Below are 19,898 nucleotides of genomic sequence, written 5' to 3'. Positions count from 1 at the left end.
TCAGTGGCTCCTCACGTGGATGATGTGGACGGGTTCGGAGTCGGGACCGAGCCGCACGAAGTTGTCCTGGCGCCACTCCCACGTCTGGTTCGTGATGTGGTCGTGCGCGTCGAACGTCGACCACGTGGCCATACCCAGTGCCTCCATGTCGAGGTGCACCCACGTCTCACGCGTGGCGTGCGGGTCGAGGTTGGCGATGACGAGGACGGTGTCGCGCTCGCCCGTGGCCCGGTCGACGACACGGGACTTGCTGAAGACCATGACGTTCTCGTCGTCAGCCGCGTGGAAGCGCAGGTTGCGCAGCCAGTGCAGCGCGGGGTGCCAGCCGCGGATGTCGTTGAGCCGCTTGAGGTACCAGGCGAGCGAGCGGCTCTCGAGGGGGCCCCCCGGCTCGTAGAGGTACCACTGGCGGTCCTTGTACTCGTACTTCTCGTTGTCGAGCTGCTCCTCGGCCCCGGGACGCGCCACGTGCTCCATGAGCTCGTAGCCGGCGTAGATGCCGTAGGTCGGGGCCATCGTCGCGGCGACCGCGGCGCGCAGCTTCCACGCGGTCGGGCCGCCGTACTGCATGTAGGGCGTGAGGATGTCGTGCGTCGTCGGCCAGAAGGCCGGGCGCATGTACGCCGACCCGGTGTCCTCGCCCGCGAGCTCGGTGCCGTACTCCTCGAGCTCCCACTTCGCGTTGCGCCACGCGTAGTAGGTGTAGCTCTGCTGGAATCCGGCCTTGGCGAGGTGGTGCATCATCGCCGGCTTGGTGAAGGCCTCGGACAGCCAGATGGTGTCGGGGTGGTCCTGCGCGACATCGGCGATCAGCCACTGCCAGAAGGCGACCGGCTTGGTGTGTGGGTTGTCGACGCGGAAGATGCGCACGCCGTGGTCGAGCCACACCTGGATGACCCGGCGCACCTCGGCGTAGGACCCGGCAGGGTCGTTGTCGAAGTTGAGCGGGTAGATGTCCTGGTACTTCTTCGGCGGGTTCTCGGCGTAGGCGATGGTGCCGTCGGCCCGCGTCGTGAAGAGGTCGGGGTGCGTCTGGACCCACGGGTGGTCGGGGGAGGCCTGCAAAGCGACGTCGAGGGCCACCTCCATGCCGAGCCGTCGCGTCTCGGCGACGAAGTGGTCGAAGTCCTCGAACGTGCCGAGGTCGGGGTGGATCGCGTCGTGTCCGCCGTCGGGCGAGCCGATGGCATAAGGCGATCCGGGGTCGCCGGGCTGGGCCGTGAGGGTGTTGTTGCGCCCCTTGCGGGCCGTCGTCCCGATCGGGTGGATCGGCGTCAGGTAGACGACGTCGAAGCCCATGTCGGCGATGGCGGGCAGGCGCTCGGCCGCGGACCGGAACGTGCCCGACACCCACTCGCCGGTCTTCTCGTCGCGGTGGGCGCCCTCGGACCGGGGGAAGATCTCGTACCAGGCGCCGTAGAGCGCGCGCTCGCGCTCGACGAGCAGGGAGTATGCCGGTGACGCCGACACGAACTCCCTCAGCGGCACGAGGGCGGCGAGGCCGGCGATCTCCGGCGAGGTCGCCGCGCCGAAGCGGTGCGCGGCTGGGGCCCGGTTGTCGGCCAGGGCGACGACGCCCTTGTCGATCTCGGCGGCGTCGACGCCGAGGCCGCGGACGGCCGTGGCGAAACGCTCGAGGACGCGGACGCCCTCGGCGCACATGAGGTCCTCGTCGACGCCGGCGGCGATCTTGATGCCGGCGTCGTGCACCCAGGTCGCGTAGGGGTCGGACCAGCCCTCGACGCGGTAGGTCCACCAACCCTCGCGGTCGGCGACGACGGTGGCGGCCCACTCGGACAGGCCGGGGTTGACGCTGTGCATGGCGAAGTAGTGGTCGGTGCCGTCGGGGTCCGTGAGCACGGCCGTCGCGTTGACGGCGTCGTGGCCCTCGCGGAAGACCTTGGCCCGGACGGTGAACTCCTCGCCGACGACCGACTTGGCCGGGCGGGTCCCGCCGTCGACGAGCGGACGCACGTCGCTCGCGGGGATGCGTCCCATCGGGAGCGCGTCACCCGGCATGCCCTCGACGGTCGGCGGGGCGCTCACGGGGTGGTCGGGGGCGAGGTGGACGGCTCCTGCCTCGGTGTCGTCGACGAACGCGGTGTCTGCGGTCGGGGTGGCATCGTCGCGTCGTGGTGCTTGGGGGGCGGCGTTGCGCACACGGTTCGGCTTGCTGGAACGGGGCTTCTTCGCTGAGCCAGTCACGTGATCGACCGTATCGAAGTTGCAGCGTTTGGCCCATGACGCGCCGAGGCCCCGTCCGATGGGTGAAACCCCGCTGCAAGGGTTGCAAGAAGCCGTCATCGCGACCCCTATGCTGTCCCCTTGTGAAGGCCATCCGTCGCTTCAGCGTCCGTACCGTCCTGCCGAGCCGCATCGAGGGACTCGGCGTCCTCGCGAGCAACCTGCGCTGGTCCTGGCACCCGCCGACCCGCGACCTGTTCGAGAGCATCAGCGCCCGCAAGTGGGCCCAGGCCGGTGAGGACCCCGTCAAGCTCCTCTCCCGCCTGTCCTCCGACGAGCTGGCCGCGCTGGCCGCCGACGACGAGTTCGTCGGCAGCGTCGTGGCCGCCAACGAGGACCTGCACCACTACCTCTCGGACGAGCGCTGGTACCAGTCGTGGAGCCGCGAGCGGGAGGCCGCCGGCAAGGCCGCCCCCGCCGCGATCGCGTACTTCAGCCCGGAGTTCGGCATCACGTCCGTGCTGCCGCAGTACTCCGGCGGCCTCGGCATCCTCGCCGGCGATCACCTCAAGACCGCGTCGGACCTCGGCGTGCCGATCGTCGGCGTCGGGCTCTTCTACAAGACCGGCTACTTCAAGCAGTCGCTCAACCGCGACGGGTGGCAGGTCGAGACCTACCCGGTCCTCGACCCCGACGGCCTCCCGCTGTCGCTGCTGCGCGAGGAGGACGGCACGCCCGCCGTCGTCACCGTGAGCCTGCCCGCGGGCCGCCAGCTGCACGCCCACGTCTGGAAGGCGCAGGTCGGTCGCGTGCCCCTGCTGCTGCTCGACTCCGACGTGCCCGGCAACGACGAGCAGACCCGCAAGGTCACCGAGTCGCTCTACGGCGGCGGCGGCGACACCCGCCTCGAGCAGGAGCTGCTCCTCGGCATCGGTGGCGTGCGCGCCCTGCGTCTGTGGTCCCGCCTGTCCGGCGACCCGACGCCGGAGGTCTACCACACCAACGAGGGCCACGCCGGCTTCCTCGGCGTCGAGCGCATCACCGAACTGGTCCGCGACCACGGCCTGACCTTCGACGAGGCCCTCGAGGCCGTGCGCGCGGCGACGGTCTTCACGACCCACACGCCCGTGCCCGCCGGCATCGACCGCTTCGACGCCGCGAAGATCAACCTCTTCTTCGGCGGCGCCAACGCCATCCCCGGCGTGCCGGTCGAGCGCCTGCTCGCCCTCGGCGCCGAGGACTACGAGGGCGGCCAGCCGGGCATCTTCAACATGGCCGTCATGGGCTTGCGGCTCGCGCAGCGCGCCAACGGCGTGTCCCAGCTGCACGGCGTCGTGAGCCGCGAGATGTTCGACGGCCTGTGGCCGGGCTTCGACGACGTCGAGGTCCCGATCTCCAGCATCACCAACGGTGTCCACGCCCCGACGTGGGTCGACCGGGCCGTCTACGACGTGGCCCGCAAGCACCTCGGCACGACCGACATCTCGGGCGAGAACGCCTGGGAGCGCATCGACGAGGTGCCCGCCGATGCCGTGTGGTCGACCAAGCGCGTCATGCGCGAGAAGCTCGTCGCCGACGCCCGCCGTCGCGTCAAGGCCTCGTGGCAGAAGCGTGGCGCGAGCGACGCCGAGCTCGGCTGGGTCGAGGACATCCTCGACCCCGACGTGCTGACGATCGGCTTCGCCCGACGTGTGCCGACCTACAAGCGCCTCACCCTGATGCTGCGCGACCCCGAGCGCCTCAAGCGTCTCCTGCTCCACCCGGAGCGTCCCGTGCAGCTCGTCATCGCCGGCAAGTCGCACCCGGCCGACGAGACCGGCAAGCGCCTCATCCAGGAGATGGTCCGCTTCGCCGACGACCCCGAGGTGCGCCACCGCATCGTCTTCCTGCCCAACTACGACATCGCGATGGCCCAGCACCTCTACCCGGGCTGCGACGTCTGGCTCAACAACCCGTTGCGACCGTTCGAGGCGTGCGGCACGTCGGGCATGAAGGCGGCCCTCAACGGCGGCCTCAACCTCTCGATCCTCGACGGCTGGTGGGACGAGTGGTTCGACGGTCGCAACGGCTGGGCGATCCCGACCGCAGACGGCGTCGAGGACGCCGACCGGCGTGACGACATCGAGGCCTCGGCGCTCTACGACCTCATCGAGAACGACGTCGCCGCGAAGTTCTACGACCGGGACGCCGCGGGCCTGCCGCAGGGCTGGATCGACATGATGACCCACACCCTCAAGACGCTCGGCCCGAAGGTCCTCGCGAGCCGCATGGTGCAGGACTACACGGAGCAGCTCTACAGCCCCGCGGCCGGAGCCGGTCGCTCCGTGTCCGGGTCGGAGTTCGCCGGCGCCAAGGACCTTGCCGCCTACAAGACGAAGATCCGCAGCGCCTGGCCCAAGGTCAAGGTCGAGCACGTCGAGCCCTCGGGCCTGTCGGACTCGCCGCAGATCGGCGACGTCCTCGACCTGCGCGCCTACGTCGCCCTCGACGGGCTCACCCCCGACGACGTCGAGGTGCAGCTCGTCCACGGACACGTCAACGACGTCGACGAGCTGTGGGGCATGGAGGTCGCCCCGCTCGCCCTCGTCGAGTCCTACGCCGACGGCCGGCACCAGTTCGCCGGCTCGCAGCCGCTGCGCCGCACCGGGTCCTTCGGCTACAGCGTCCGCGTCGTCCCGAAGCACCCCGGGCTCGCCGGCCCGGCCGAGCTGGGGCTCGCGCGCAACGCCTGAGGCTCGTCGACCGAGAGCCCGGACCCCGCTGGGGTCCGGGCTCTCGTCGTCCGCGGACGTATGCCGGGTGGCAGGGTCCCGACCTCAGCCGGCGGTCGAGCGCCAGACGTGCATCGACGCGGCCTCCATCGCGACCGCGGTGCCCGCGTCGGCTGCCCCGGCCGGGGTGGCGGGCCGATCCTGCGCGCTGTCCCAGAGCAGCTCGTAGGCCGTGGCGCCCGGCGCCTTCGGCAGCGTGACCTCGGCCTTCTGGGCCGACCCGTTGACGACGATGAGCACCGACTGCTGGTCGAGTCGCGCACCGTCGTAGAGGGCCTGGAGGACGTGGGCGGCGGGGCCGTCCCAGCGGTCCCCCATGGGGTGCCCGTCGGATGCGAACCACGCGAGGTCGGTCGAGCCGTCCGCATGGATCTGCCTGCCGGAGAAGAACGCCCGCTGCCGGAGCACGGGGTGCTCGTGTCGAAGGCGGACGAGGTGCCGCGTCGTCTCGAGGAGGTCGTCCTGCCAGGGCTCGAGGTCCCACGACATCCAGCTGATCTCGTTGTCCTGGGAGTAGGGGTTGTTGTTGCCGCGCTGGCTGCGACCCACCTCGTCGCCCGCGTTGAGCATCGGCACGCCCGTCGACAGCAGGAGCGTGCCGAGCAGGTTGCGGATCGACCGGCGTCGCGCTGCGGTGATGTCGGGGTCGTCGGTGCGACCCTCCACGCCGTGGTTCCACGACCGGTTGTCGTTGGACCCGTCGGCGCCGCTGTGGCCGTTGGCGCCGTTGTGCTTGGTGTCGTAGGTCGTGAGGTCGGCGAGCGTGAAGCCGTCGTGGGCCGTGACGAAGTTGACCGAGGCGATGGCGCCGCGGTCGTGGCGGTCGAAGAGGTCCTGTGACCCCGCCAGGCGGGTCGCCAGCTCGCGGACGCCGTGGCCGACCCCTCCCGACGCGGAGGCGGCGAGGTCGCGCAGCCAGAAGGTCCGGGTCGCGTCGCGGTAGCGGTCGTTCCACTCCGAGAACGGGGGCGGGAACTGGCCCGTGCGCCAACCGTGGATGCCGAGGTCCCACGGCTCGGCGACGAGCTTGGCGCGGGACAGGACGGGGTCGGTGCGCAGGGCCACGAGGAAGGGGTGGTCGCGGTCGTAGCCATCGTCCTTGCCGCGGCCCAGTGCGACGGCGAGGTCGAAGCGGAAGCCGTCGACGTGGCACTCCTGCACCCAGTAGCGCAGCGAGTCGAGCACCATCTTGGCCACGACCGGGTGCGTGAGATCGAGCGTGTTGCCGCACCCCGTGACGTCGATGTCGCGGCCGCGACCGTCGACGCGGTAGTACGCCCGCTGGTCGAGCCCGCGCCACGAGAGCGTCATCCCCTCGCGGGCGTTCTCGGCCGTGTGGTTGTAGACGACGTCCAGGAGCACCTCGATGCCGGCGGCGTGCAGGTCCTTGACCATCGTCTTGAACTCGTCGAGGGCGCCCTGCGGGTCGGCCGTCGCCGCGTACGCGGCGTGCGGCGCGAAGAAGCCGAGCGTGTTGTAGCCCCAGTGGTTCGTCAGGCCGCGCAGCACGAGGTCGGGCTCGTGGGTGAACGTGTGGACCGGAAGGAGCTCGACCGCGGTGACCCCCAGCCCGAGCAGGTGGTCGACGAACGCGGGGTGGGCGAGGCCGGCATACGTCCCGCGCAGCTCCTCGGGGACGCCCGGGTGCAGCTGGGTGGCGTTCTTGACGTGGACCTCGTAGATCAGCGACTCGGTGAGTGAGCGCCTCGGGAAATCGTCTGCACCCCAGTCGAACTCGTCCTCGACGATGACGCAGCGAGGCAGGTGCGGGGCCGAGTCGCGGTCATCGCGCACCCAGAGGTCACCGCGCAGGTCCGGGCCGACGTGGTGGGCGTAGACGGCGGGGTCGAGGAGCACCCCGCCCTCGATGGCCCGGGCGTAGGGGTCGAGGAGCAGCTTGGCCGGGTTGTGCAGCAGGGACCGGTCCGGGTCCCAGTCGCCGTCGACGCGGAAGCCGTAGCGCTGCCCGGCCCCGACCCCGGGCACGGTGTCGAACCACGTGCCGTGCGCGCGATGCCGGAGCGGCACCCGGCGCTCGGTCTCGGCGCCGTCGGCGGCGATGTCGAAGAGGCAGACCTCGACGGCCCTGGCGTGGCCGGCGTAGACGGAGAACTGGGCTCCTTCGGCGGTGAGCCGGACCCCGTGCTCGGGAGGCAGGTCTGGCGTCGCGGGAGGGGGCGGGCACATGTGTCTGAGCGTAGGGGGTGGCCGATCGCACCCCCGGGCCGGATCGACCTCGTCGCGCAGGCTCGTTACGGTTGGCGCATGACCGATCCGACTTCGCTGCCCAACTTCATGCCGAGCGCGCCCGACGCCGGCCCCAACGGAGCCCCTGTCAGTGACGCGCCCGTGCGTGACCGCATCCTCGACGTGCTCAAGGGCCTCGGCATCGAGGCGAGCATCGACGGGGACGGCGACCTCGAGTTCGCCATCGTCGACGACCAGGGCACCAGCACGACCCTCTTCGCCCGCATCGCCGAGGGAGACCTCGCCCTCGTCCGCTTCTTCGGCCAGTGGCAGCTCGCCGAGCCCGTCTCGTCCGATCGCAACGAGCGCCTCGCCCGCTGCAACGACCTGACGATGCAGCTCAACATCGTCAAGCTCTCCCTCGTCCAGGAGAGCCTCGTCGTCTCGGCCGAGCACGTCGTGACCCCGAACGCCGACCTCGACATCCTCGTGCCGCTGTCGGTCAACCACATCCTCCAGAGCGTCGGCTTCTTCTTCCAGTCCTGGCTGCCGATGGACGACGCGCCCGCTCCCGGCGACGCCTGATGGGTGAGTTCGTCCGGCTCGAGGTCGAGGACGGCGTCGGCACGATCCGTCTCGACCGGCCGAAGATGAACGCCCTCAACGTCCAGGTCCAGGAGGAGATCCGCGAGGCCGCCGCCGAGGCGACCGCGCGCACCGACGTCAAGGCGGTCATCGTCTACGGCGGTGAGCGGGTCTTCGCCGCCGGGGCGGACATCAAGGAGATGCAGACGATGTCGTACACCGACATGGTCGAGCGCTCCGGTCCGCTCATGAGCTCGATCAGCGCCGTGGCGCGCATCCCCAAGCCGGTCATCGCCGCGATCACCGGGTATGCGCTCGGTGGAGGCTGCGAGCTGGCGCTCGCGTGCGACTTCCGGGTCGTCGCCGACGACGCGAAGCTCGGCCAGCCCGAGATCCTCCTCGGCATCATCCCGGGCGCCGGCGGCACGCAGCGCCTCTCGCGGCTCGTCGGAGCCTCGCGCGCCAAGGAGATCATCTTCAGCGGCCGCTTCGTCGACGCCCAGGAGGCGCTCGCCATCGGCCTCGCCGACAAGGTCGTGCCGGCCGCCGACGTCTACACCGCCTCGCGTGAGTGGGCCTCGACCTTCGTCGGCGCCGCGTCGTATGCCGTCCGCGCCGCCAAGGAGGCCATCGACCGTGGTCTCGAGGTCGACCTCGAGACCGGGCTGGAGATCGAGCGCCTGCTCTTCGCCTCCCTCTTCGCGACGAAGGACCGGGAGATCGGCATGTCCTCGTTCGTCGAGCACGGCCCGGGCAAGGCGCAGTTCGAGGGTCGATGACCCTCACCCGTACGCCGCTCGAGGCGGACCCGCGGCGCCCGTGCCGGTGGGTCCGCCTCGGGCGTCTCCGGGAGCTCGTGGAGACTTGGCGGTGACCGCCGTGCCGGGGCGCGGGCCCCTCGACGTCCTCGTCGTCTACGTCCCCGTCGGCGACACCGACGCAGTGCTCGGGGCGCTCTTCGCCGCCGGGGCCGGGGCGGTCGGCGACTACCGCGAGTGCGCCTTCGTCACCCGCGGCACGGGACAGTTCCGGCCGGTCGAGGGTGCGACCCCGACGATCGGCGTCGTCGGCGACCTCGAGAAGGTCGCCGAGAACCGCGTCGAGCTCGTCCTCGAGCGGAGGCTGCGGGCCGACGTCGTCGCTGCGCTCCGGGCCGCGCACCCCTACGAGGAGCCGGCCTTCCACGTCCTCGAGACCGCCGACGTCGACCCGGCCTGACGGTTCGGCGCCCAGGTCGGTATGACGTCCGGCGCAGGAACTGCGCCATGGCGCGGTCTCGTGCACGGCGGAGGTGGGTTCGGCGCAGGAACCGCGCCGCGGCGCGGTCCGGCTCAGGAGGTCTTGAAGCCGCCGTTGCTGTGGAGCAGCTGGCCGTTGATCCAGCCGCCCTGCTCCGAGAGCAGGAAGCGCACGAGGTCGGCCGTGTCGCGCGGCGTGCCGAGCCGGCCGGCCGGGGTGTCGGCGGTGCCGAGCGCCCGGATCCGGTCGTCCATCCAGCCCGTGTCGATCGGACCGGGGTTGATGACGTTGGCCCGCACCCCGCGGTCCGCCAGCTCGACGGCCGCCGCGATGACGATGCGGTCGAGGGCACCCTTGCTCGAGCCGTAGGGCAGGTTGTGCGCGGTGTGGTCGCTCGTCAGGGCCACGACGTGGGCGGCGGCAGGCCCGACGGGCTCCTGGACCGGCAGCCGCTCGGCCACGGCCCGGATGAGGAGCCACGTCGCGCGGGCGTTGACGGCGTAGTGCCGCTCCCAGCTCTCGAGCGAGGTCGTGAGGATCCCGCTGTCGACCGACTCGCAGTGCGACATGACGAGGCCGGTCACCGGTCCGAGTCGCTCCGTCGCCGTGGCGACGAGGGCCTCGGGGACAGCCGGGTCCGAGAGGTCGCCGGGCAGCAGCTCGACGCGACTACCCAGGGCTCGGCACTCGTCGGCGACGGCTGCGGGGTCGTCGGTGCCGCGCTCGTAGCCGAGCCGATCGTCGTAGGGCTGCCAGTGCCCGAGGGCGAGGTCCCAGCCGTCCGCGGCGAGTCCGAGGGCGAGCTCGGAGCCGATCGAGCGACGCCTGCCGACCCCGGTGACGAGGGCGACCCGGGGGCGCGTGGACGGGACGGGGGAGGCGGACGACATGGCGCCCATCCTCCGCAGTTCGGACAACCCTCGACAACCGGTTTTGCCTCGTCCCAGCCCTCCCGGCAGGCCCGCCGGGTGCGCGCGGACGACGGGGGACGGCATACGCCAGGGGTCTGGTGGTGAGCGTCACGCCAGAGGCGTGCGGACTGAGCGGGCGCTCAGTGAGAGGATGGACGGCAGTGCCGGAGCGACCTCCGGCAGTTCCATGAGCACCACCACCAGCAACGGAAGAGGACGTTCACCCATGAACATCGTCGTCTGTGTCAAGTACGTGCCGGACGCCCAGGCCGAGCGCACGTTCAACGCATCTGACAACACGACCGACCGCGAGAACGTCGACGGCCTGCTGTCGGAGCTCGACGAGTACGCGGTCGAGGAGGCCCTCAAGATCGTCGAGGCCGGCGAGGGTGAGGTCACCGTCCTGACGGTGGGCCCCGACGCCGCCGCCGACGCCATGAAGAAGGCTCTGCAGATGGGCGCCGACAAGGGTGTGCACGTCAACGACGACGCCATCCACGGCTCCGACGCGATCGCGACCTCGCTCGTCCTCGCCGAGGCCATCAAGAAGATCGGGGACGTCGACCTCGTCGTCACCGGCATGGCCTCCACCGACGGCACCATGGGTGTCGTGCCCGCGATGCTCGCCGAGCGGCTCGGCCTGCCGGCCGTGACGTTCGCGTCCGAGCTGACCGTCGAGGGCACCACGGCGACGATCCGCCGCGACGGCGACGCCTCCACCCAGACGATCACGGCCACGCTGCCGGCGCTCGTGTCGGTCACCGACCAGATCAACGAGCCGCGCTACCCCTCGTTCAAGGGGATCATGGCCGCGAAGAAGAAGCCCGTCGAGCAGTGGAGCCTCGCCGACCTCGGCGTGGACGCCGCGCAGGTCGGCCTCGACGCCGCGTGGACGAAGGTCGAGTCCTTCGCCGCCCGTCCGCCGCGCTCGCAGGGCGAGATCGTCGCGGACGAGGGCGATGGCGGCAGCAAGCTCGCCGCCTTCCTCACCGAGCGCAAGTTCGTCTGACCTGCCCCTGACCTTCCCAGCCAGCAAAGGAGATCCGCACCATGGCTGAAGTACTCGTGCTCGTCGACCACGTCGAGGGCAAGGTCCGCAAGACCACGTCCGAGCTGCTGACGATCGCCCGCCGCCTCGGCGAGCCGTCCGCCGTCTTCGTCGGCCCCGGTTTCGACGCCGCCAAGGAGACCCTCGCCCGCTTCGGCGCCGAGAAGATCTACCGCGTCGAGTCGCCCGAGGTGCTCGAGCACCTCGTCGTCCCCCAGGCCGAGCTGCTCGCCCAGCTCGTCTCCTCGACGTCCCCGGCCGCGGTCCTCGTGCCGTCCTCGCCGGAGGGCAAGGAGATCGCCGCCCGCCTCGCCGTCAAGACCGAGTCGGGCCTCATCACCGACGCCGTCGACGTCCAGGCCACTGGTGACGGCAGCGGTGGCGTCGCGACGACGCAGTCGGTCTTCGCCGGCTCCTACACCGTGTCGGCCACCGTCACGAAGGGCACGCCCATCGTCGCCGTGAAGCCCAACTCGGCCACCCCCGAGGAGGTCGCGGGTGCGGCCGCCGACGAGGTCGTCGACTTCACCCCGTCCGACGCCGCCAAGGGCGCGAAGATCACCGAGTCCAAGCCGAAGCAGGCCAGCGGTCGCCCCGAGCTGACCGAGGCCGCCATCGTGGTCTCCGGTGGGCGTGGCACCGGCGGCGACTTCTCCAAGGTCGAGGACTTCGCCGACTCGCTCGGTGCCGCCGTCGGTGCCTCGCGTGCCGCGGTCGACGCCGGGTGGTACCCCCACACCTCGCAGGTCGGCCAGACCGGCAAGCAGGTGAGCCCGCAGCTCTACGTCGCGTGCGGCATCTCCGGTGCCATCCAGCACCGCGCCGGCATGCAGACCTCCAAGACGATCGTGGCCGTCAACAAGGACAACGAGGCCCCGATCTTCGAGCTCGTCGACTTCGGCGTCGTGGGCGACCTCTTCAACGTCCTCCCGCAGGCGACCGAGGCGATCACGGCCGCCAAGGACTGACCGCCCCCGTCGGGCCGAGTGCCCGACGCCGCACGACGGCGGCCCCCGACCACGAAAGGTCGGGGGCCGCCGTCGTGCGAGCACGAGGCCGACCCTCAGGCCGCCTCGGAGTCGAGGTCGACCCGCGACGACAGCCGGATCCAGCTCTCGAGCCGCTGCCGGTTGAAGGCGTATGCCGAACGCCCCGTCCCGAGGGTCCACCATCCTCCGCGCAGCGCCTCCGACGGCAGGCGCACCGGTCGCCCCTGCCCGTGACGCCACTCGAGCCGTCCGCTCGACGACACGCGCCGTACGTCGCGCCGGTCGATCGTCGTCGTCATGAGGGTGTTGTGCACGCGCAGGCGCTTCGTCCCGAGGTCGATGCGGGCCGACCACGCCCGCCAGGCGAGGGCGAGCGCGAGGGCCAGGCACACGGCATACGTCATCGTCGCGGGCAGCGACGGGACGAGGCGCACGAGCAGGCGGGCCACGAAGTAGCCGATGGCGGGACAGGCCAGGGCCGCGACGGCCCGGTGGCCGGCGGGCGCGCGCAGCCGGCTGCCGCCGGTGCCCTCGTGCCTGCCACCCATGGGGCCGATCATAGGCAGACCGGCCCCACGGGTGGGGTGGACGGGCGATGCGTGTGGTGCTGGGTGCGCCCCGGCGTCAGGGACGGATCGCGGTGGCCGCCGCCACGACGTCGACGAGGCCGTGACCCTTGTCGAACGACGTCGTACCGTTGCCGGCCGGGTCGCTGACGTAGGCGGCTCCGTCGGCGTACTTCCAGGCCGTCGCCTTGATGGCGGCCTCGACCTGGGCCGGCGTCGCGCTCGGGTTGGCCTGGAAGAGCTGGGCGACGATGCCCGAGATGTGCGGCGTCGCCATCGAGGTGCCGCTGATCGTGTTGTAGTCGCCGTTGTTGCGCGGGTCGCCGCCCGTCGTGCAGATCGGCAGGTAGATCCGGCACGACGACGTGATGCCCTCACCCGGCGCCGAGATGTCGGGGTAGGAGGCGAACTGCCCCGAGCGGCCGCGCGAGCTGAAGTCGCTGACCGTGCCGCCCCGGGTGCCGGTGTCCTGGTCGTTGTACGACGCGACGGAGATGATGCCGCCCGTCGGGTCCTGGCCGGGAGGGTTGGAGAGGTTGGCGGACCCGTCGCCGCCGTCGTTGCCGTTGGCCCAGACCGAGACGACGCCCTCGCCGACGAGCGCGCGCTGGAGCTTGACCGTCGCCGAGTTCGGGTCGAACTCGCCGCCGCCCGTCGGTCCGTAGGAGTTGCTCGTGACCTTGATCGGCGGGCAGGTGCTGGCCGGGACGCCCGCGCCGCAGGGCGCGGCGTGGTGCTCGAGGACCCAGTTGAGCGCCGAGTCGGCGCCGACGATGAGCAGCACGGCGCCGGTGCTGAGGCTGACGATGCTCGCGCCGGGGGCGGCCCCGTGCATCTTCGTGCCGTCGGACAGGGTGACGTCGCGCCCGGCGACGATGCCGGAGACGTGCATGCCGTGACCGCCTGCGGCGAGCAGGTCGGTGTTGAGGCTGCCGGCGTCGACGGGCTGGCAGGGGAGCAGCTCGAGCGGGTCGCACACCATCTTGAGGTTCTTGACGACGGCCGAGGTGCCGTCGGCGTTCTGGAGGAACGGGTGCGTCGGGTCGACCCCGGAGTCGATGACGGCCACGCTGACACCGGAGCCGTCGAGGGCCGTGCCGTTCGCCCCCGTGAGGGTCGCCCGGGCCTCGGAGCCGCGGGTGGCCGTGTTGGACGTCGACAGAAACATGTCGATGGGCTGGTTGCCCTCGACGTACGTGACGCCGGGGACGGAGCGCACGGCGTCGATCTGCAGGGGGAGCCCGGCCGCGACGACGACACCGATCTTGTCGTAGGTGTCACGGACCGTGAGCCCGGACGCGGTGGCGGCCCGGCGTGCGGCCCCGATGTCCGTCGCGTGGACGAGCACCGTCGTCGGCGTGACGGCGGACAGGGTCGACCAGTGCTGCGCGAGCCACGTCGACAGCGGTGCGCGGGCCTGGCCGGTGCCCAGCAGGCCGGCGGCGGCGCCGGACGGCGCGGACTGCGGACCGGACGAGGCCGGCGACGCGGCGGCGACGGTGGCCGAGGTCAGGGCGGTGGCTGCTGCCAGGGTGACCGTTCCGAGACGGAGGCGGCGTGAGGCGGTCAATCGCATGAGATCCCTCTCTGCTGGGCCACCCCACGTCAGTGGAGGGTGGCGACGTGACTGGCCAACGAGGGGGCGCGGTGTGAGGTTACGCACGGGTAGCCGGCGGGACGGCATACGCCATCGCCCACGGGAGTGGGTGGACGCCTCGTCCTGCGGCCGTCCGGCCGGGGTGTCCGGGCGTCCTAGAATCGGTGGGTGACTGCCTATCTCGACCATGCGGCGACCACGCCGATGCTCCCCGCCGCCGTCGCGGCGATGACGGAGCAGCTGGCGGTCGTGGGCAACGCCTCGTCCCTGCACCGCACGGGTCGCGCCGCGCGCCGGGCCGTCGAGGAGTCGCGCGAGAGGATCGCCCGCTGCCTCGGTGCGCGACCCTCCGAGATCGTCTTCACCTCCGGCGGCACGGAGGCGGACAACCTCGCCGTCAAGGGCACGTACTGGTCCCGCCGGGATCGCGACCCGGCGCGGGTGCGCCTCCTCGTCGGCGCCACCGAGCACCACGCCGTGCTCGACTGCGTCGACTTCCTCGTCGCGCACGAGGGTGCCAAGGTGACGTGGCTCGACTGCACGCCCGAGGGTGTCGTCGAGCCCGCGACCGTGCGCGCCGCCATCGAGTCCGACCCCGACTCGGTCGCCCTCGTCTCGGTGATGTGGGCCAACAACGAGGTCGGAGCCGTCCAGGACGTCCGTGCCATCGCCGACGTGGCGCACGAGTTCGGGGTGCCGTTCCACACCGACGCCGTGCAGGCGGCCGGGCACCTGGCCGTCGACTTCGAGGCGAGCGGCGCCGACCTCATGTCGGTGACCGCGCACAAGCTCGGCGGTCCCATCGGCGTCGGCGCCCTCGTGCTGCGCCGTGACGCGAAGCTCGTCCCGCTGACGCACGGCGGCGGGCAGGAGCGGCAGGTGCGGTCCGGCACCCTCGACACCCCGGCCATCGTCGGCTTCGCCACCGCGCTCACCGAGGCCACGGCCTCGATCGAGGCCGAGTCGGCGCGGCTCGTCGCGCTGCGCGACGACCTCATCGAGCGCGCCATGGCGATCGCCCCGGACATCCGGCCGTCCGGGGTCTGGCGCCGTGGCGACGGCGTGAGCCGGCTCCCCGGCAACGTGCACCTGCTCGTGCCCGGGTGCGACGGTGACTCCCTGCTCTACCTGCTCGACGCTGCAGGGGTCTCCTGTTCGACCGGGTCGGCGTGCCAGGCCGGCGTGCCCCAGCCCAGCCACGTGCTGCTCGCGATGGGGGTCGCCGAGAGCGACGCCCGGGGCGCCCTGCGCCTGACGCTCGGGCACACCTCGATCCAGGCCGACGTCGACACGTTCGTCGACGCGCTGCCCGCTGCCATCGAGCGCGCGCGCCGCGCGCGGGAGGCGACCGCGTCGTGAGGGTCGTGGCGGCGATGAGCGGTGGCGTCGACTCGGCGGTCGCCGCCGCCCGCATGCTCGACGCCGGTCACGAGGTCGTCGGCGTCCACCTTGCCCTGAGCCAGAGCGCGGCGACGCTGCGCGAGTCGGCGCGCGGCTGCTGCACCATCGAGGACGCCGGCGACGCACGTCGGGTGGCCGACGTGCTCGGGATCCCCTTCTACGTCTGGGACATGGCGGCCCGCTTCAAGCGCGACGTCGTCGACGACTTCCGCGCCGAGTACGCTGCCGGGCGCACGCCCAACCCGTGCCTGCGCTGCAACGAGAAGATCAAGTTCGCCGCGCTGCTCGACAAGGCGCTGGCCCTCGGCTTCGACGCCGTGGCCACGGGTCACTACGCCCAGGTCGTCGAAGCGGAGGACGGGAACGGGGGAGTGCGGCGCGAGCTGCACCGCGCCGTCGACATGGCCAAGGACCAGAGCTACGTCCTCGGCGTGCTCGACGCCGACCAGCTGGCCCGGTCGTTCTTCCCGCTCGGTGACACGACCAAGCCGCGGATTCGCGAGGAGGCGGCCGAGCGGGGCTTCTTCATCGCCAGGAAGCCCGACAGCCACGACATCTGCTTCATCGCCGACGGCGACACCAAGGGGTGGCTGACGCGCGAGCTCGGCGAGGCCCCCGGAGACATCGTCGACACGTCCGGTGAGGTCGTGGGCCAGCACGCCGGGGCCTTCGCCTACACGGTCGGACAGCGCCGCGGGCTCGCCCTCTCGCGGCCCGCCGCCGACGGCGAGCCGCGCTACGTCGTCGAGGTCCGCACCGAGACCAACCAGGTGGTCGTCGGCGCCGCCGACCTGCTCGGCGTCAACGCGATCACCGGCGACCATGCCCGCTGGTGCGGCCCGGCGCCGCAGGGCGTCGTGCACGTCGGTGCGCAGGTGCGTGCGCACGGCGAGGAGTATGCCGCGACGGCCTGGGCCGATGGCGACCGCGTCGAGGTGCGGCTCGAGGGCCGCGTGCGTGGCGTCGCGCCGGGACAGTCCGTCGTGCTCTACGAGGGCACGCGGGTCGTCGGCTCGGCCACGATCTCCGCCTCTCGGCTCGAGCGAACCCCCGTCGGGTAGCCGGGAGGCGACCTCAGTCCAGCGAGCGGCGCCACGTGACGGTGCGGGCGCGCGGTTGGAAGCCCAGGGCGCGGTAGAGCCGCTGGGGACCCGGGTAGTCGTCGTCGCCGCGCGGGCTCACCTGTGCGACAGAGGCGCCCACCTCGGCGAGCCGGTGCAGGGCGGCGAGCGTCACGGCTCCTGCGAGTCCGCGACCGCGGTGCTCGGGCACGCACCCCACCGGCTCGACGAGACCCGCGCCGTGGGCCGGGTCGAGCCACACGAGGGCCGAGGCCACCATGGTGTCGTCGGCGTCGACGGCGACCCAGTCGAGGTCGTGGCGGTAGGGCCAGGCCGCCATGAGCTGCTCGTAGGCCCGCTCGTCGACCTTCGACGGGCCCACGTCGGACCACGAGGCGGCGTGGACGGCAGCGCGGGCGCGGGCCTCGTGCGGCTCGATGTGACGGAAGGTGTAGCCCGGGACGTCCGGCACCGGCGGAAGGTCGGCGAGGTCGAGCTCGTGGTGCGTGAAGAAGGGCTCGTCCGCGTGCGGCTCGAATCCTGCTGCGGTGAGGGCCTGCTCGGCGACATCTCCCTCCATGACGAGGGCCGACTGCGTCTCTGCGTCGCTCACCTCCTCGAACCAGTCGACGACCTCCGCGGCGACGTCGGGCCGCGCGGGGTCGACCTGGAGCTCGAACCAGTCCGGCGCCTCGGCCCAGCCGAAGCCGACGACCTCGCCGCCGTCGGTCCAGAGGGCGATGGCCTCGTCGTCGTCGAGACCCATCGGGTCGACCGGCCGGTAGTAGCGGCTCCACGCGAGCTGACCGGGGTGGAAGCGGGAGGCGGGTGTCCAGAGCCGCGAGGCGAGGCCCTGCATCGCCCGCAGGTCTGCAGGTCCCGAGAAGTCATGGCGGCGCACCGGCATCACGCTACTGCCGTCAGACTCCGGTGGGGCGTCGACCACACCTCGGGGGTGCGGTCCCGGATCCGGGTGCGCCTAGGCTGGCGCGGTGACTCTCGCTTCCGGCATCGGCTCCTGGCCCGGCACCTCGGTGCGCGACGCGGTGCGGCAGGTGCGCGAGATCCTGGACGGCCACGTGCCCTACCTCCCCGAGCTGCCCGCACGGGGGCCGGGAGCCGACATGGTCGGGCGCACGGCAGGCCTGCTCGTCGAGCTGCCCGTCGACCTCCAGCCCATCGGGTGGCGGCTCGTCGACCGCCCCGGACGCGACGCGTCGCGCACGGCGGCGATGCTCCGCGAGGACCTCGACGAGCTCGCCGAGGCCTACGACGGGCACACCGGCCCACTCAAGCTCCAGGTCGTCGGACCGTGGACCCTCGCCGCCAACGTGTGGCTCTCGCGCGGCGAGCGCGTCATCGTCGACGACGGCGCCAGCCGTGATCTCGTCGAGTCCCTCGCCGAGGGCGTACGCGTTCACGTCGCCGCCGTGCGCAGCCTCGTCCCCGGGGCGCGGATCGTGCTCCAGGTGGACGAGCCCAGCCTCCCGACCGTGCTCGCCGGCCGGCTGCCGACCTCGTCGGGGTTCGGTCGCCTGCCGAGCCTCGACCCCCAGGTGGCCGCGGCCGGCCTGACGACGGTGCTCCGGGCACACGACGGCGAGACGGTCGTGCACTGCTGTGCGGCCAGCCCACCCCTGCCACTCCTGCGGGCCACCGTGCCGACCGCGTTGTCGCTCGACACCTCCGTGCTGCGCCCCCGCGAGTGGGAGGGCGTCGCCGTCGCGGTCGAGGACGGCATACGCCTCCATGCCGGCGTCGTGCCCACCGACGGGAGCCGGACGCGACCGCAGGACTTGGCCGCCGACCTCGTCGGGGCGTGGATGCGGACCGGCCTCCCGCTCCGGTCGCTCGCGGACGTCGTCGTGACGCCCGCGTGCGGCCTGGCCACTGCCTCACCGGAGGTCGCGAGGACCGTGCAGCGGGCAGCCGTGGAGACCGCCCGCGAGCTCGAGGAGCGCAGCGCCGGCTGACCGTCCCCGGCGGCTCCCCATCCTGAACGGCAGAGGCCGGCCACCCCGAAGGGTGGCCGGCCTCTGCTCGGTGAGCTCGGTGGTCAGCTCAGAGCGCGGAGCCCGCGGTCCACTTGGCCCAGCTGAGGTTCCAGTCCGAGTAGCCGTTGCCCATCGTCATCGGACGGCTGGTGCCGGTCGTCTCGACGACGTCGCCGATCTGCATCTGGCCGAAGAGCCACTGGCCGTTGGCGTCGCTCATGCCCGTGCAGCCGTGGCTGACGTTGCGCTTGCCCTGGTCGGCGACCGACCACGGGGCCGTGTGGAGGAACTCGCCGGAGTTCGTGACGCGCATGGCGTACTTCACCGGGGTGTCGGCGTAGTAGTTGGGGTCGTCCTTCTTCAGGCCGATGGTCTCTGCACGCATCGTGATGTTGGTCTGCTTGTCCATGATGACCTTGACGCCCGAGCGGGTGACGAAGCCGGGACGACCACCCGTGACGGGGATGCGCTTGGCCCACTTGCCGTTGATGAAGAGGTCCAGCTGGTCCGTCTTGAGGTTGACCTTGGCCACGACGGCACGCCCGATGGTGAAGTCGGAGGTCCGGCTCATCTGTCCGTAGCGGTTGCCGCCGGCGGGGACGCCGTTGAGGTTGGCCTCGACGTGCACCTTGGTGCCGGCCTTCCAGTACGTCTTGGGGCGCCAGTGCGCCTCGCGTGAGCTGAGCCAGTACCAGGACCCGGCCTGGGCGGGGGTCGAGGTCACCTTCATGTGCTTCTCGAAGCTCGCCTTGTCGACGACCGGGAGGTCGAAGCGGGCGACGACCGGCATGCCGATGCCGACGGTGCCTCCGTCACGCGGGGAGACGGCGACGTAGACCTGGTCGTCGAGCGTGAGGTTCGCGGTGCGGAACGTCTGCGTCGACTCGGTGGTCTTGCCGTCGGAGTCCTCGGCCGTGAGGTCGAGGGTGTACTTGACGCCGGGCTCGAGCAGGTCGGACGCGGTCCACGTGCCGCCGTCGAGGGTGCCGTCGACGGGGATGCGGTTGCCCTTCTTGCTCTTGTACGAGAGCGAGGCCTTCTTGAGCGTGCCCTTCTCGGCCGAGGCGGTGACCCGCGTGTCGACGGAGACGTCCTCGGACTCGTCGCCCGGGGTCGTCTTGAAGACCACCGGGTCGGTGGTCGGCGTGGGTGCCGCCGACGTCGTGCCACCAGCGGTCGCCGAGGAGGTGCCCGCGGGCTTGCCGTTCTCGGCCGTGGCAGTTGCATTGCAGGCCGTGACGCCGAGCATGGCCAGGACGGCCATCCCCGAGACTGCGGCGGAACGGATGCTCAACTTCACGCGTGAATACCCTTCGCAGACGTGACGCCGGGCGTCCCAGGGCGGGACGGGGTGCGGCACGTCGA

Annotated in this window: 16 protein-coding genes; 9 read left to right on the top strand and 7 right to left on the bottom strand. The window is 71.9% G+C overall.

The genetic code is table 11. The features are described from left to right. Complete coding sequence (locus AC1DW8_RS09435) at window positions 1–2,019, bottom strand: alpha-1,4-glucan--maltose-1-phosphate maltosyltransferase (protein WP_478093747.1); 2,019 nt, start codon at window positions 2,017–2,019, stop codon at window positions 1–3. A 308-nt stretch (window positions 2,020–2,327) separates the two neighbouring features. Here AC1DW8_RS09435 and glgP point away from each other — a divergent pair, with 308 nt between their 5' ends. Next, on the top strand, window positions 2,328–4,916 hold the full coding sequence (gene glgP / locus AC1DW8_RS09430; protein ID WP_478093551.1) for an alpha-glucan family phosphorylase: 2,589 nt from the start codon (window positions 2,328–2,330) through the stop codon (window positions 4,914–4,916). A gap of 84 nt (window positions 4,917–5,000) precedes the next feature. Here glgP and glgX read toward each other — a convergent pair whose 3' ends face one another. After that, window positions 5,001–7,142 carry a glycogen debranching protein GlgX gene (glgX, locus tag AC1DW8_RS09425; protein ID WP_478093549.1) on the bottom strand — a complete coding sequence of 714 codons (2,142 nt, stop codon included), beginning with the start codon at window positions 7,140–7,142 and terminating at the stop codon, window positions 5,001–5,003. A gap of 78 nt (window positions 7,143–7,220) precedes the next feature. On the opposite strand from glgX, the gene AC1DW8_RS09420 reads away from it, so the two are divergent. The 3 genes from AC1DW8_RS09420 to AC1DW8_RS09410 all read left to right on the top strand — a co-directional run bounded on the left by AC1DW8_RS09420 (window position 7,221) and on the right by AC1DW8_RS09410 (window position 8,945). Next, window positions 7,221–7,727, top strand: a complete 507-nt coding sequence (locus AC1DW8_RS09420) for a YbjN domain-containing protein (RefSeq protein ID WP_020142900.1) — start codon at window positions 7,221–7,223, stop codon at window positions 7,725–7,727. After that, complete coding sequence (locus AC1DW8_RS09415; protein WP_020142899.1) at window positions 7,727–8,506, top strand: enoyl-CoA hydratase/isomerase family protein; 780 nt, start codon at window positions 7,727–7,729, stop codon at window positions 8,504–8,506. The genes AC1DW8_RS09420 and AC1DW8_RS09415 overlap by 1 nt, the downstream gene beginning before the upstream one ends. A 91-nt stretch (window positions 8,507–8,597) precedes the next feature. Next, entirely contained in the window at window positions 8,598–8,945 is a 348-nt protein-coding gene (locus tag AC1DW8_RS09410) for a hypothetical protein (protein ID WP_478093545.1), read from the top strand. 113 nt (window positions 8,946–9,058) lie between these two features. On the opposite strand, the gene AC1DW8_RS09405 is transcribed toward AC1DW8_RS09410, so the two are convergent. Beyond that, window positions 9,059–9,856 (bottom strand): SDR family oxidoreductase, encoded by a 798-nt coding sequence (locus tag AC1DW8_RS09405; protein WP_478093542.1) that lies wholly within the window; start codon window positions 9,854–9,856, stop codon window positions 9,059–9,061. Between the two features lie 247 nt (window positions 9,857–10,103). Between AC1DW8_RS09405 and AC1DW8_RS09400 the strand changes: the two genes are divergently transcribed. Then, on the top strand, window positions 10,104–10,886 hold the full coding sequence (locus AC1DW8_RS09400) for an electron transfer flavoprotein subunit beta/FixA family protein (RefSeq protein WP_478093540.1): 783 nt from the start codon (window positions 10,104–10,106) through the stop codon (window positions 10,884–10,886). A gap of 41 nt (window positions 10,887–10,927) precedes the next feature. Beyond that, window positions 10,928–11,893: an electron transfer flavoprotein subunit alpha/FixB family protein gene (locus AC1DW8_RS09395; RefSeq protein WP_478093538.1), complete on the top strand. Its 966-nt coding sequence runs from the start codon at window positions 10,928–10,930 to the stop codon at window positions 11,891–11,893. Window positions 11,894–11,988: 95 nt separating this feature from the next. Here the strand turns inward: AC1DW8_RS09395 and AC1DW8_RS09390 are convergent, their stop codons facing one another. Together AC1DW8_RS09390 and AC1DW8_RS09385 are read right to left on the bottom strand one after the other, a co-directional pair. Then, entirely contained in the window at window positions 11,989–12,462 is a 474-nt protein-coding gene (locus AC1DW8_RS09390) for a hypothetical protein (protein WP_478093536.1), read from the bottom strand. A 76-nt stretch (window positions 12,463–12,538) separates the two neighbouring features. After that, window positions 12,539–14,056 carry a S8 family serine peptidase gene (locus AC1DW8_RS09385; protein ID WP_478093534.1) on the bottom strand — a complete coding sequence of 506 codons (1,518 nt, stop codon included), beginning with the start codon at window positions 14,054–14,056 and terminating at the stop codon, window positions 12,539–12,541. 189 nt (window positions 14,057–14,245) lie between these two features. Between AC1DW8_RS09385 and AC1DW8_RS09380 the strand changes: the two genes are divergently transcribed. Both AC1DW8_RS09380 and mnmA read left to right on the top strand, forming a co-directional pair. Further along, the gene (locus tag AC1DW8_RS09380; RefSeq protein WP_478093532.1) at window positions 14,246–15,436 is read left to right on the top strand and encodes a cysteine desulfurase family protein; all 1,191 of its coding nucleotides are present in this window, start codon (window positions 14,246–14,248) and stop codon (window positions 15,434–15,436) included. Further along, the gene (gene mnmA, locus AC1DW8_RS09375; RefSeq protein WP_056770343.1) at window positions 15,433–16,539 is read left to right on the top strand and encodes a tRNA 2-thiouridine(34) synthase MnmA; all 1,107 of its coding nucleotides are present in this window, start codon (window positions 15,433–15,435) and stop codon (window positions 16,537–16,539) included. The genes AC1DW8_RS09380 and mnmA overlap by 4 nt, the downstream gene beginning before the upstream one ends. Window positions 16,540–16,552: 13 nt before the next feature. Here the strand turns inward: mnmA and AC1DW8_RS09370 are convergent, their stop codons facing one another. Beyond that, the gene (locus AC1DW8_RS09370; RefSeq protein ID WP_478093529.1) at window positions 16,553–17,446 is read right to left on the bottom strand and encodes a GNAT family N-acetyltransferase; all 894 of its coding nucleotides are present in this window, start codon (window positions 17,444–17,446) and stop codon (window positions 16,553–16,555) included. Between the two features lie 85 nt (window positions 17,447–17,531). Between AC1DW8_RS09370 and AC1DW8_RS09365 the strand changes: the two genes are divergently transcribed. Further along, complete coding sequence (locus tag AC1DW8_RS09365; protein WP_478093527.1) at window positions 17,532–18,512, top strand: uroporphyrinogen decarboxylase/cobalamine-independent methonine synthase family protein; 981 nt, start codon at window positions 17,532–17,534, stop codon at window positions 18,510–18,512. A gap of 88 nt (window positions 18,513–18,600) precedes the next feature. On the opposite strand, the gene AC1DW8_RS09360 is transcribed toward AC1DW8_RS09365, so the two are convergent. Beyond that, on the bottom strand, window positions 18,601–19,833 hold the full coding sequence (locus AC1DW8_RS09360; protein ID WP_235508593.1) for a L,D-transpeptidase: 1,233 nt from the start codon (window positions 19,831–19,833) through the stop codon (window positions 18,601–18,603). Window positions 19,834–19,898 lie beyond the last annotated feature (65 nt).

This window comes from Terrabacter sp. P2_E3, assembly GCF_056403915.1.
Note: the sequence above shows the minus strand (reverse complement) of the source record. Positions and strands in the feature narration are given on the sequence as shown.